Consider the following 13,064-nt stretch of genomic DNA (forward strand, 5'->3'; position numbering starts at 1 on the left):
GCGGCCACGGGGGCGGCCCGTCGAGACCGGTGGGTGACCCTCCGTTGCCCTAGGAGACGACGTCCTTGCGGGAGAAACCGCGGAAGGCCAGGGCGAACAGCACGAGCGCGTACGTTACGGAGATGGAGGTGCCCTGGATCATGTCCGACCACTCCAGCTGGGGCCGGACGGCGTCGAGCCAGGCGTACTGCCAGTGCGCGGGCAGGAAGTGGCGCCAGTCGCCGAGGGCCGTCACCTCGTCGAGGACGCTGCCGATGATGGTGAGGAACACCGCCCCGCCGACCGCGCCCAGCGGTGCGTCCGTCCGGGTCGACAGGTAGAACGCGAGGGCCGCTGTGACCAGTTGGGACACCATGATGTACGCGACGACGATCAGGATGCGCTGGGCCGCCGTGCCGGTGGACAGACTGCCGCCGGTGGGCAGTTCGAGCGGGCCCCAGCCGTAGGCGGCCGTGCCGACGGCGAGGGCGACGATCGGGAGCAGGACCATGGCGGCCAGGCTCAGGGTGAGTCCGACGGCGAGCTTGGACCACAGCAGCCGGGCCCGGGGCACGGGGGCCGCGAGCAGGTAGCGCAGGGAGGACCAGCTGGCCTCCGAGGCGACCGTGTCACCGCAGAACAGGGCGACGGGGATGACGAGCAGGAAGCCGGCCGCGGAGAAGAGGTTGACCGCGGCGAAGTTGGCCCCGGACGCGGTTGCCGTGTCCATGAGGTTGATGCGGTTGTTGTTGCCGCCGGGGGCGCCGCCGACCTGGAAGGCGATGAGCAGGATGACCGGCAGGGCGAACAGGACGCCGCCCATGACGAGCGTGCGGCGCCGCTTCAACTGCCGGACCAGCTCGACCCGGAAGGGCAGGGTGCGGCCCGCGCGGTAGCCGTCGGCGACCTCGACGGGCGGCTCGGCGAGCTTGCTCATGCTTCGGCTCCGATCAGGGTGAGGAAGGCGTCCTCCAAGCGGCGGTGCGGGCCGACCGACCGCACCGGCACGTCGAGCCGTACGAGTTCGGCGACCAGGCGCTGCGGGGTGCCGTCGGCGTCGAGCTGGACGAGGAGGCCCTCGTCGGTGCGGACGGCCGAGGCGACGCCCGGCAGCGCGGTGACCTTCTCCACGACGGGCTCCTCCACGGGCGTTGCCGTGCCGACGAGGAGGGTGTCGCCCGAGCCGACGATGTCCTCGACCGGACCCGCCTGGACGAGCTGTCCGTGGTCCATCACGACCAGGTGGGTGCAGGTCTGCTCGACCTCCGCGAGGAGGTGGCTGGAGACGATGACCGTGCGGCCGGCGGCGGCGTAGCGGATCATCACCTCGCGCATCTCGCGGATCTGGGGCGGGTCCAGGCCGTTGGTCGGTTCGTCGAGGATGAGCAGGTCGGGCAGGCCGAGCATGGCCTGGGCGATGGCGAGGCGCTGGCGCATGCCCTGGGAGTAGGTGCGCACCGCGCGGGCGAGGGCGTCGCCGAGGCCCGCGATCTCCAGGGCCTCCTCCAGGTGCGCGTCCTCGGGCGGGCGGCCGGTGGCGCGCCAGTACAGCTCCAGGTTCTCGCGGCCGGACAGGTGCGGCAGGAAGCCGGCGCCCTCGACGAAGGCTCCGACCCGGGAGAGGACCGGGGCGCCGGGGCTGATGGCGTGGCCGAAGACGCGGATCTCGCCGCCGTCCGGCTTGATCAGGCCCATCAGCATGCGCAGGGTGGTCGTCTTGCCCGCTCCGTTGGGGCCGAGGAGGCCCAGGACCTGGCCCTTCTCCACCCGGAAGGAGAGGTCCTTGACGGCGTACCGGTCGGTGGACTTCGCGTACCGCTTGGTCAGATCCGTGATCTGGAGGGGCACGTCGGCGAGCTCGGGGTCCGGCGGGGCGGGGGCCGCGGTGCGGCGGCGTCCCGTGACGATCAGCGCGGCGGCGATCACGGCGCCGGCGATCGGCATCCACCACACCCACGCGGGCAGCCCGCCCTCGGTGTCGCGTTGGCCGAGCGCGGAGGGGACCTTGAGGTCGCCCTTGAGGGAGGCGGTGTAGGTGGCAGGGCCGACCGGGGAGGCGTAGCCGAGGTCCGTCGAGGCGAGGACCAGGCGGAGCCGGTGGCCGTCGTCGATCTCGTGGTCGATCGCCGGGAGGGTGACGGTGACGTCCTTGCCGGCCTTGGCGCCCTCGACCCGGAGGGGTGTGACGAGCTGGGAGGGCAGCACCTGCTGGGTGCCGCCGCCCGGGCCGACGTCGTAGAGCTTGGCGAAGAGGACGGCGTCGTCGCTGGTGGACTTGACGTGGACGGTGGCGGTCGGCGAGCCGGTGATCTGGAGGTCCTCGCGCATCGGCGCGGACTCGAACGCGGCGAACTGCCCGGGGAAGTCGAGGGAGATGCCGATGCCGAGGGTGGAGAGCTGGCTGAGGCCGCCGGCGCCGCCGAGGCCGGGCAGTGCGGAGACGCCGGGCGGGCTGGCGCCGGGCGGGTTGTCGAAGCTCTGCTCGCGGCCGGTCAGGGCGATGGAGCGGGGCTTGCTCTCCAGGCCGGGGTAGCGGTCCGAGGTGACGCCGGTCAGACGGGGTTCGCCGTCGCCGGAGCCCTGTCCGAGGGTGCGGGTGACACGGAAGGCGGGGCCGGTGTCGACGCCCTTGTCCTGCTTGAGGTAGTGGTCGAACCAGGACTTCACGCGCCCCTGGACGCGGCTGCTCTCCATGTCGCCGCCGTCGTGGCCGCCCGCGATCCAGTCGACGTCGACGGGGGCGCCGTTCTCGCGGATGGTCTTCGCGGCCCGGTCGGCCTGGCCGAGCGGGAAGAGGGAGTCGGTCTGGCCCTGCATCAGCAGCGTCGGCACCTTGATGCGGTCGCCGACGGCGGACGGAGAGCGCTCTTCGAGCATCTTGCGCGCCTGGGCGTCCGGCTTGCCCGACTCGGCGACACGCTCGTACATCCGGCACAGTGCGGGCTCGAACCGTTCGCAGCCGCCGCCGGTGTTGACGAAGATGCCGGCCCAGAGCTTCTTGAACACGCCGTTCGGGAACAGCGCGTCGGCGAGGTTCCAGTAGGTGATCGCCGGGGCGATCGCGTCCACGCGCTTGTCGTGGCCCGCGGTGAGCAGCGCGATCGCGCCGCCGTAGGAGCCGCCGGCCATGCCCACGCGGGGGTCGCCGGGCTTGTCGAGTTCGACCTGGGGCTGCTTGGCCAGCCAGTCGATGAGCTTCGAGGCGTCGGCCACCTCACCCTTGGGGTCGTTCAGGCCGATCTTTCCGGTGGACCTGCCGAAGCCGCGGGCCGACCAGGTCAGGACCGCGTAGCCGTCTCTGGCGAGGTCCTCGGCCTGCTGCCGGACGTCGTTCTTGCTGCCGCCGAAGCCGTGTCCGAGCAGGACGGCGGGGCGCCGGCCGGCTCCGCCGGAGGTGAAGTACGAGGTGTCGATGCGCACGCCGTCCCGGGTGTTCAGGAGGCGGTCCGTGCGGTGGACCGGTGGCACCTCGTCGTTCGCGACGGCCGTCCATGTTCCCGCGCCGGCGAGGACGACGACGGCGGCCCCGGCGGCGAGGAGCCTCCGGGGCCTCCGAAGCAGCCCGCGGAGTCCGGGCAGTCGAAGATCCATGCGTCAACGGTACGGGGTGAACCTGTCGGGAAGTTGTCGACCGGGGACCGAACCCGCACCCCTCCCACGGGACTACGGGGCCTCTCGGCATACCGCGTCCGCAGTACGACGACCTGCGGTGGCGTGGAGCGCAGCGTACCGCCCCACCCCGGCCGCAGCCCGGCCTGTCTGCTCGAACTCGGGGTCGGCACCGGCCGGCCATCCCGTCGGCCAAGAAGAAGCAGCTCCACGTGGTGGAGCGACAGAACGTATGACTACCTTGACGAAGTGATGTGTTAACACAATACTTCAGCGGGTTAGTGCATCGCCCTGGAGGTGCGACATGACCAAGCCGGCGCTGGAGGTCCACGGCGTACGGAAGACCCCCTCCTGTCCCTGACCGACCCCCTCGCAAGAAACGCTGAAGGAGCACCTCATGAGCATCGCCCTCTGGATCGCCATTGGTATCGCCGTTCTCGTCGCAGTCGGCGCGGGGATCAAGAAGAGCCGGGGTTGACCGCCCGGCGCGCGAGCCGTCTGCCATCGGAGCGGGTGCCCACCGCCGCAATCGGTGGGCACCCGCCCTGTCGCACGAGCCTGACTCCCGCTTCACGCCGGACGAATCACTCGTCCTCGTCGGAGTCCTCAACGCCCACGCCTGACATTCCCAAGATGACGGAGGGCACGGCGGATGCGGTCAGCATGAGGGTCGTCAGCAGCGCGGGCATCCGCTCGATCATGTCCGGCTGCTTCTGGAAGACGACCATGAGCAGCACGACGGCCATGCCGGCGCCGACCGCGCACTGGTAGCCGATGAAGGAGACCTGGTCGCGCAACCCGCGCTCGCGCTCGTCCAGCCCCACCCGCGGCCTTTCGGCCACGCCACGGGTCATCGAGCGCAGCACGCTCCACAGCAGCAGCCAGAGCACGAAGGCCGCGAGCCACCACGAGTCGGAGAACGCGTTGCCGTCCGAGATGAGTGACAGCACCACCATGACCGCGCTCAGCACACACAGGGAGAGCGCCACAGGACGCATGGGGCTGCGCGCCAGATCCGTCCCGCGCACACCTTGCCGGCTCACGGGCGGTCCTCCTTGCTGTACAGCTGGGCGGAGAGGGGGGCGAAGGGCTTGCGGTTGAAGATCGCTTCCACCGGAAGCTCGAACACGTCACTGAGCCGGAACGCCAGGTCGAGACTCGGGAAGTAGTCGCCCCGCTCGATGGCGCCGATGGTCTGCGGGTGCACCTCCACCAGCTTGGCCAGCGCGACGCGGCTGAGGCCGCGCTCCGCGCGCAGCACTCTCAGCTGGTTGTAGATCTGCATTCCCTCGCGATGACTCACTGGGCTCATGGCGAAAATGTAGTAGAAACACAACATTTCATCAAGAAACAGCAACAGCTCTGGCAGATGTCAGAGCACCAGCGACATAAGGAAGGTGTGCAGCCATGACCGCCGACAGGCCGCCCTCCAGGCCCGCGGACCGGCCCGGCTGTCGTCAGCTGCCGGCGACGATCGTCGTCGTCGCCGTCACGGCGACGATCAACGCCAGCGCCTCCTCCGCCGCCTGCACCACCTGACGCACCACCGCCGTGGACCACTGGCCGTGGGAGATCGACTCCATGGCCGCCCGGACCTGGCGCGCGTCGGCGTCCGGGAAGGCCAGTCGGTGCAGTTTCGCTCCGTGCAGCAGGGCCACCAGCGACGCCGTACGCTCGTCCGGCGCCGCTCCTCGAAGGACGACCGCGTCGAGCCGCTGCCGTACCGCCGCCTCCACCGAGCCGTCGGCCTCCGGGTAGCGGCGCACGGGGAAGAGGCCGAGCACCTTCTTCTTCTCCTCCCGGACCAGACCCTTCTCGATCAGGCCCCGGTTCGCCCACGCCGTCGCGTCCGTCTTCAGCCGGGTGATCCAGTCCTTGGTGCTTCCCGGCTCGTCCCTGGCGGCGATGTCGGCGAGTGCCGTGTCGGGGGCGGGATCGCCCAGCGGCGTGGCGTCGACGACGGTCACCTTGTCGTCGGTCACATCGATCCGGCCGGCCAGCGCCAACTCCACCAGGAGGGCGGCGGAGATCGCCGGCGCCACCTTGGCCGACTCCTTCGCCGCGCCGGACTCGTCGTCCAGGGAGAGGAGCAGGAGCTGCTCGCCCAGAGTCGTCGGGGTTTCCGTGGGGTGCATCGGTGTGTGCATGCCCACAGTCTCCGTGATCGACGGCTCGCCCGGCGAAGGAGTGGCCGGTACCGGTCAGTGGTTGCGCGGGAAGCCCAGGTCCACGCCCGCCGGGGCGTCGGCCGGGTCCGGCCAGCGGGTGGTGACGACCTTGCCGCGGGTGTAGAAGTGCGTGCCGTCGTTGCCGTAGATGTGGTGGTCGCCGAAGAGCGAGTCCTTCCAGCCGCCGAAGGAGTGGTAGCCGACGGGGACCGGGATCGGGACGTTCACGCCGACCATGCCGGCCTCGACCTCCAGCTGGAAGCGGCGGGCCGCGCCGCCGTCCCGGGTGAAGATCGCGGTGCCGTTGCCGAACGGCGAGGCGTTGATCAGGTCCAGGGCCTCCTCGTAGGTCTCCGTGCGCAGCACGCACAGCACCGGGCCGAAGATCTCGTCCTGGTAGGCCTTGGCCGAGGTGGGCACCTTGTCGAGCAGCGAGATGCCGATCCAGTGGCCGTCCTCGAAACCGTCGACCGTGTGGCCGGTGCCGTCCAGGACCACCTCGGCGCCCTCGGCCGCCGCGCCCTCGACGTAGGAGGCGACCTTGTCGCGGTGGACCTTCGTGATGAGCGGGCCCATCTCGGAGGCCGGGTCGTTGCCGGGGCCGATCTTGATCTTCTCGGCGCGCTCGCGGATCTTCTCCACCAGTTCGTCGCCGATCGCACCGACCGCGACGACCGCCGAGATCGCCATGCAGCGCTCGCCCGCCGAGCCGTAGGCGGCGGACACGGCGGCGTCGGCGGCCGCGTCGAGGTCGGCGTCCGGGAGGACCAGCATGTGGTTCTTGGCGCCGCCGAGGGCCTGGACGCGCTTGCCGTTCGCGGAGGCCGTGGTGTGGATGTAGCGGGCGATCGGGGTCGAGCCGACGAAGGAGACGGCCTTGACGTCCGGGTGCTCCAGCAGGCGGTCGACGGCCACCTTGTCGCCGTGGACGACGTTGAAGACACCGTCCGGCAGGCCCGCCTCGGCGAGCAACTCGGCGATCTTGATGGATGCCGACGGGTCCTTCTCGGACGGCTTCAGCACGAACGTGTTGCCGCACGCGATGGCGATGGGGAACATCCACATCGGCACCATCGCCGGGAAGTTGAACGGGGTGATGCCCGCGACCACGCCGAGCGGCTGGCGGATCGACGACACGTCGACGCGGCTCGCGACCTGCGTGGACAGCTCGCCCTTCAGCTGGACGCTGATACCGCAGGCCAGGTCGACGATCTCCAGGCCGCGCGCGACCTCGCCGAGCGCGTCGGAGTGCACCTTGCCGTGCTCGGCGGTGATCAGCTCGGCGATCTCGTCGCGGTGGGCGTCGAGCAGTGCCCGGAACTTGAACAGGATCGAGGTCCGCTGGGCCAGCGAGGACTGGCCCCAGGTGGCGAAGGCCTCCTTGGCGGCGGCGACCGCCGCGTCCACCTCGTCGACCGAGGCGAAGGCGACCTTCGTCGTCACCGCGCCGGTCGCCGGATCGGTCACCGGCCCGTGCGTGCCCGAGGCGCCTTCGACGGTCTTGCCGCCGATCCAGTGGTTGACGATCTTCGTCATGGCCGGGAACTCCTTCACAGATGGCGGCGTCGGGTGGAGACGTGCCGTTCGTACAGCTCACGTGCCTTGACCGCGGACGGCCGTGTCGCGGTCTCGGCCACGGGTACATCCCACCAGGCCTGCGCGGGAGGCGCGCCCGACACTGTGTCTGCCGTTTGGGTCTCCACGTAGACACATGTGGGAGTGTCGGCGGCCCGGGCCTCGGCGAGCGCCGCCTGGAGGTCCCGTACGGTCTTCGCGCGCAGCACGCGCATGCCGAGGCTGGCCGCGTTGGCGGCGAGGTCCACCGGCAGCGGCGGGCCGGTGTACGTGCCGTCCTCCGCCGGGAAGCGGTACGCGGTGCCGAACCGCTCGCCGCCCACCGACTCGGAGAGCCCGCCGATGGACGCGTAGCCGTGGTTCTGGATGATCAGGACCTTGATCGCGACGCCCTCCTGCACGGCCGTCACGAGCTCCGTCGGCATCATCAGGTACGTGCCGTCGCCGACCAGCGCCCACACCGGCCGGTCCGGGGCCGCCATCTTCACGCCGATGGCGGCGGGTATCTCGTAGCCCATGCAGGAGTAGCCGTACTCCAGGTGGTACTGGTCGCGGGACCGGGTCCGCCACAGTTTGTGCAGGTCACCGGGGAGGGAGCCGGCCGCGTTGATCAGGATGTCCGACTCGTCGACGAGGGCGTCGAGGGCGCCGAGGACCTGCGGCTGGGTCGGCCGGGTGTCCGGTTCGTCCACCTCGTAGCAGGCGTCGACGCGCTGCTCCCAGCGCTCCTTGTCCTCGGTGTACTCGGTGGCGTAGGAGCCGGCGACCCGGTACGCGTGCAGCCGGAGGGCGTCGGTGAGTTCGGTCAGACCACTGCGGGCGTCCGCGACGAGGGGCTGCCCGGCGAGCTTGTGACCGTCGAAGGCGGCGATGTTGAGGTTGAGGAACCGGACGTCCTCACCGGCGAAGAGCGTGCCGGAGGCGGTGGTGAAGTCGGTGTAGCGGGTGCCGACCCCGATCACCAGGTCGGCGGTACGGGCCAGTTCGGCGGCTGTGGCCGTGCCGGTGTGGCCGACTCCGCCGACGTCCTGGGGGTGGTCGTGGCGGAGGGAGCCCTTGCCGGCCTGGGTGGAGGCGACCGGGATGCCGGTGGTCTCGGCGAACTCGGCGAGCGCCTCCTCGGCGCGGCTGTGGTGGACGCCGCCGCCCGCGAGGACCAGGGGCCTCGCCGCCGAGCGGATGATCCGCACCGCCTCGGCGAGTTCCGTCGGGTCGGCACCGGGACGCCGTACGGTCCAGACACGCTCGGCGAAGAACTCCTCGGGCCAGTCGTACGCCTCGGCCTGCACGTCCTGGGGCAGGGCGAGGGTGACGGCGCCGGTCTCGACGGGGTCGGTGAGGACGCGCATCGCGTTGAGCGCCGACGGGATCAGGGCCTCCGGCCGGGTGATCCGGTCGAAGTACTTCGACACCGGGCGCAGACAGTCGTTGACCGACACGTCGCCCGCGTAGGGCACTTCGAGCTGCTGGAGGACCGGGTCGGCGGGGCGGGTAGCGAAGACGTCGCCGGGCAGGAGGAGCACCGGCAGGTGGTTGATGGTCGCGAGGGCGGCGCCGGTGACGAGGTTGGTGGCGCCCGGGCCGATGGACGTCGTGACCGCGTGGGTGGAGAGGCGGCCCGACTGCCGGGCGTAGCCCACCGCCGCGTGCACCATGGCCTGTTCGTTGCGGCCCTGGTGGTACGGCATCTCCTCGGTGTGCTCCAGGAGCGCCTGGCCGATGCCGGCGACGTTGCCGTGGCCGAAAATGCCCCAGGTGGCGCCGATGAGCCGACGGCGTACGCCGTCGCGTTCGGTGTACTGGGCCGACAGGAAGCGCACGAGCGCCTGTGCGACCGTCAGCCTCGTCGTCGAGGTCATCGGTATCCCTCCCTCTGGGTGGACACGGATACGCAACGGCCACCGCGAACGTTCACACGGTGAGGCCGCGTACACCTCGTGTGGGGGACCTCCGGCGCGGGGCCGTAGCGGGCGGGGAGTTGTCGCTCGCTCTTCGCTCCTGCCAAAGCAAAGCGGCCTCCCGCGCCGGAGGCGATCTGGGCCCGGGGCCTGCCCGGGGGACGGAACCCTTGGTCTTCTGTGCGCACACCGGTCATGAGGCGGCCCTCACAGCAGTCCTACGGCGGTGTCCACGGCGGCGGCCACATCGCCGTCCGCCGGGTACAGCAGCGAACGGCCGACCACCAGCCCCCGCACGGTGGGCAGTTGGAGGGCGCCGCGCCACTTCTCGTACGCCCCGTCCTGGTCGTCTCCGACCTCCCCGCCGAGCAGGACGGCGGGGAGCGTGGAGGCGGCCATGACCTCGGCCATGTCGTCGGGGTTGTCGGTGACGGGCACCTTGAGCCAGGTGTAGGCGGAACTGCCGCCGAGGCCCGAGGCGATGGCGATGGACTTGGTCACGGCCTCGGCGGAGAGGTCGTTCCTGACCTTGCCCTCGGGGGTGCGGCGGCTGAGGAACGGCTCGACGAAGACGGGGAGCCGGCGCGCGGCCATGTCGTCGATCGCGCGGGCGGTGGACTCCATCGTGGTGAGCGAGCCCGGGTCGTCGTAGTCGATGCGCAGGAGCAGCTTGCCGGCGTCGAAGCCGAGGCGCTCGATGTCCTCGGGGCGGTGGCCGGTGAAGCGGTCGTCGAGTTCGAAGCGGGCGCCCTGGAGGCCGCCGCGGTTCATCGAACCCAGGACGACCTTGCCGTCGAGGGCGCCGAGCAGGAGCAGGTCGTCGAGGATGTCGGCGGTCGCGAGGACACCGTCCACGCCGGGGCGGGACAGGGCCAGGCAGAGACGTTCGAGGAGGCCGGCCCGGTTGGCCATGGCCATGCCGTGGCCGCCGACGCCGAGGGCGCCGCGGGCCGGGTGGTCGGCGGCGACGATCATCAGGCGGCCGCTCGCGTTCAGCAGGGGCCTGCGGGTGCGGCGGGCGGCGGCCTCGGCGATCGCCTCGGGGCGGTGGCTGCGCAGGCGGACGAGTTCGGAGACGTCGACGGTCACTTGACGGCCCCCGCGGTGACGGCCGCCTCCACCTCGTCGGGCGTGGGCATCGCGGAGGAGCACTCCAGGCGGGAGGCGACGATGGCACCCGCGGCGTTGGCGTGCCGCATGGTCTTCTCCAGGGCCCAGCCGGAGAGCAGACCGTGGACGAGGGAGCCGCCGAAGGCGTCACCGGCACCGAGGCCGTTGAGGACGTTCACCGGCAGCGGCGGGACCTCGGCGGTCTCGCCCTCGCGGTTCACGGCCAGGACGCCCTTGGGTCCCTGCTTGACGACGGCGAGTTCGACGCCCGCGTCGAGCAGGGCGCGGGCAGCGGCGTGGGGTTCGCGCACGCCGGTGGCGACCTCCACCTCGTCGAGGTTGCCGACGGCGACGGTGGTGTGGCGCAGGGCCTCCGTGTAGAAGGGGCGGGCCGCGTCGGGGTCGGTCCAGAACATGGGGCGCCAGTCGAGGTCGAAGACCGTCGTGCCGGACTTGGCGCGGTGGGTGAGGGCGGCGAGGGTCGCCGTACGGCTCGGTTCCTCGCTCAGGCCGGTGCCCGTGACCCAGAAGACCCGGGCCTCGCGGAGGGCGTCGAGGTCGAGTTCGTCGGCGTCGATCTCCAGGTCGGGAGCCTTGGGCCGCCGGTAGAAGTACAGCGGGAAGTCGTCCGGCGGGAAGACCTCGCAGAAGGTGACCGGGGTGGGCAGGCCGGGCACCGGGGTGACCCAGCGGTCGTCCACGCCGAAGCCCCGCAGGGCCTCGTGGAGGTAGGTGCCGAAGGGGTCGTCGCCGGTGCGGGTGATCACCGCGGTGTGCCGTCCCAGGCGGGCCGCGGCGACCGCGACGTTGCTCGCCGAACCGCCGAGGAACTTGCCGAAGGACGTGACCTGCGGCAGCGGGACGCCCGTCTGGAGCGGATACAGGTCCACTCCGATCCGCCCCATGGTGATCAGGTCGTACGCCATCGGCTTCCCCTCGGTGTCGGCTCTCCCCGGCTTTGTAGCCCCCTTTCCGAAGCCCTGTCAATGTTTTGTCCGGACATTCGGACCACATCATGACAGCGCTTTCGGTCCGAGGCTGGTCCGTGTCCCTTCTGTCGTGTCCTCCTCTTCCGAGTCTTGGGCCCTACGAGTCGGTCCGCCTCTCCAGGCGGCAGGCTCGCGCGGGGACATCGGCGAGGTGCGGCGGGGCATTTGCTCCGGCCGTGTCACAAACACCTCCTTCCTGTCACGGGTGTCCCAGCTCCGCTGGTCTTCCGTCACACCTGGTGCACAGGCCCTTTCCTGTTTCACCGGGTGTCGTTGACCGGGCACAGGCTTGTTGATCGCCAGCGCAGCGCCCGGCTCCCCCTGACGGCCGTCCCGGTCGCCGCCGTGGTGCGCGCGGGGAGGTGCACGCTATGACCGACCGAAGGCTCTGGTCCTACAAGGAGATCGCGGCACACATCCGGGTGCAGCCGGACACCGTGCGGTCCTACCGCAAGCACGGCCTGCTGCCCGACCCCGACCACGTCGAGGGCGGCAAGCCCTACTGGTACGCCGACACGGTCCGGGCGTGGGTGGCCTCCAGGCCCGGGAACCGCCACCGCAGAGACGACTGACCCGCACTCTCTCCTCCCGGCCCCGCTGCGGCGTCAGCTCCAGGGGGCGATGACCGTCACGCCCGCTCCCGGTGCCGTCCCCATCGCCGCCAGGGCGGCCGGGGCCCCGTCCAGCGGGATCGTGGACGTCACCAGGAGGTCGGGGCGCAGTACTCCGCTGCGGACCAGTTCCATCATCCGCGGGTAGGAGTGGGCGGCCATGCCGTGGCTGCCGAGGAGTTCGAGCTCCAGGGCGATCGCCCGGGCCATCGGCACGGGGGTCGTGCCGGCCGGTGAGGGCAGCAGGCCGACCTGGACGTGCCGGCCGCGGCGGCGCAGTCCGTTCACGGAGGCGGCGCAGGTGGCGGGAGAGCCCAGGGCGTCGAGGGAGAGATGGGCGCCACCGCCGGTGAGGTCACGGACCGCTGCCGCGGAGTCCGGCACGGACGCCGCGTCCAGACACTGCGCCGCCCCGAACTCCCGCGCCAGGTCCAGGGCCCGGGCCGACAGGTCGACGGCCACGACCCGCGCGCCGGACGCCGCCGCGATCATCACCGCCGAGAGTCCGACCCCTCCGCAGCCGTGCACGGCCACCCACTCCCCCGCCGCGACCCGGCCCTGCTGCACCACCGCCCGGTACGCCGTGGCGAACCGGCAGCCCAGCGAGGCCGCCGTCGCCGCGGACAACTCCTCGGGGACGGCCACGAGGTTGACGTCGGCGTGGTCCAGCGCCACGTACTGGGCGAAGGAGCCCCAGTGCGTGAAGCCGGGCTGGGTCTGGCGCTCGCACACCTGGTGGTCGCCCGCCGCGCAGGACGGGCAGGTGCCGCAGGCGCAGATGAACGGCACGGTGACCCGGTCGCCGGGCCGCCATCGGGTCACCCGCCCGCCCACCGCCTCGACGACTCCGGCGAGTTCATGGCCCGGCACGTGCGGCAGTGTGATGTCCGGATCGTGGCCCTGCCAGCCGTGCCAGTCGCTGCGGCACAGCCCCGTGGCCTCCACCCGGACGACGACCCCGTGCTCCGCGGGCCCGGGATCCGCCACGTCCCGCACCTCGGCCGGCTCCCCGTACCGCTCGAACACCACGGCCCGCATGACCTACCCGCCTTCCGTTCGCATCCGAGGTCGCCGGCTGTCCTCGCGCCCCGGTCGGTCGCCCTACGTGGGCACGCTAGCCCCCTG

11 protein-coding genes and 1 pseudogene are annotated in these 13,064 nt (G+C 71.5%); 1 reads left to right on the forward strand and 11 read right to left on the reverse strand.

What is annotated here, in order from left to right; translation table 11 throughout:
* Positions 1-49: 49 nt before the first annotated feature.
* From ABZ016_RS03485 to iolC, 10 genes and pseudogenes are all read right to left on the reverse strand, one after another.
* A complete protein-coding gene (locus tag ABZ016_RS03485) occupies positions 50-916 on the reverse strand; it encodes an ABC transporter permease (RefSeq protein WP_356914848.1) in 867 nt (288 codons plus the stop codon).
* Positions 913-3,570, reverse strand: a complete 2,658-nt coding sequence (locus ABZ016_RS03490) for a CocE/NonD family hydrolase (protein WP_356914849.1) — start codon at positions 3,568-3,570, stop codon at positions 913-915. The genes ABZ016_RS03485 and ABZ016_RS03490 overlap by 4 nt, the downstream gene beginning before the upstream one ends.
* A gap of 602 nt (positions 3,571-4,172) precedes the next feature.
* Complete coding sequence (locus ABZ016_RS03495; RefSeq protein ID WP_356914850.1) at positions 4,173-4,631, reverse strand: hypothetical protein; 459 nt, start codon at positions 4,629-4,631, stop codon at positions 4,173-4,175.
* Entirely contained in the window at positions 4,628-4,900 is a 273-nt protein-coding gene (locus ABZ016_RS03500; RefSeq protein ID WP_356914851.1) for a helix-turn-helix transcriptional regulator, read from the reverse strand. The genes ABZ016_RS03495 and ABZ016_RS03500 overlap by 4 nt, the downstream gene beginning before the upstream one ends.
* A gap of 145 nt (positions 4,901-5,045) precedes the next feature.
* Entirely contained in the window at positions 5,046-5,735 is a 690-nt protein-coding gene (locus tag ABZ016_RS03505; RefSeq protein ID WP_356914852.1) for a GPP34 family phosphoprotein, read from the reverse strand.
* 54 nt (positions 5,736-5,789) lie between these two features.
* Positions 5,790-7,292: a CoA-acylating methylmalonate-semialdehyde dehydrogenase gene (gene mmsA / locus ABZ016_RS03510; protein ID WP_356914853.1), complete on the reverse strand. Its 1,503-nt coding sequence runs from the start codon at positions 7,290-7,292 to the stop codon at positions 5,790-5,792.
* Between the two features lie 14 nt (positions 7,293-7,306).
* Complete coding sequence (gene iolD, locus ABZ016_RS03515) at positions 7,307-9,190, reverse strand: 3D-(3,5/4)-trihydroxycyclohexane-1,2-dione acylhydrolase (decyclizing) (protein WP_356914854.1); 1,884 nt, start codon at positions 9,188-9,190, stop codon at positions 7,307-7,309.
* 83 nt (positions 9,191-9,273) lie between these two features.
* Positions 9,274-9,375: pseudogene (locus tag ABZ016_RS03520) on the reverse strand (5-deoxy-glucuronate isomerase); the annotation flags it as partial.
* A 61-nt stretch (positions 9,376-9,436) separates the two neighbouring features.
* The gene (locus ABZ016_RS03525; protein ID WP_356914855.1) at positions 9,437-10,318 is read right to left on the reverse strand and encodes a deoxyribose-phosphate aldolase; all 882 of its coding nucleotides are present in this window, start codon (positions 10,316-10,318) and stop codon (positions 9,437-9,439) included.
* Positions 10,315-11,265 carry a 5-dehydro-2-deoxygluconokinase gene (gene iolC / locus ABZ016_RS03530; protein ID WP_356914856.1) on the reverse strand — a complete coding sequence of 317 codons (951 nt, stop codon included), beginning with the start codon at positions 11,263-11,265 and terminating at the stop codon, positions 10,315-10,317. Before iolC ends, ABZ016_RS03525 begins: the two co-directional genes overlap by 4 nt.
* 434 nt (positions 11,266-11,699) lie before the next feature.
* On the opposite strand from iolC, the gene ABZ016_RS03535 reads away from it, so the two are divergent.
* Positions 11,700-11,900: a MerR family transcriptional regulator gene (locus tag ABZ016_RS03535; protein WP_356914857.1), complete on the forward strand. Its 201-nt coding sequence runs from the start codon at positions 11,700-11,702 to the stop codon at positions 11,898-11,900.
* 33 nt (positions 11,901-11,933) lie between these two features.
* Here ABZ016_RS03535 and ABZ016_RS03540 read toward each other — a convergent pair whose 3' ends face one another.
* Positions 11,934-12,977: a zinc-dependent alcohol dehydrogenase family protein gene (locus ABZ016_RS03540; RefSeq protein WP_356914858.1), complete on the reverse strand. Its 1,044-nt coding sequence runs from the start codon at positions 12,975-12,977 to the stop codon at positions 11,934-11,936.
* Positions 12,978-13,064: the final 87 nt, after the last annotated feature.

The sequence above is a fragment of the Streptomyces sp. NPDC006372 genome (genome assembly GCF_040612515.1).
Lineage (GTDB): Bacteria > Actinomycetota > Actinomycetes > Streptomycetales > Streptomycetaceae > Streptomyces.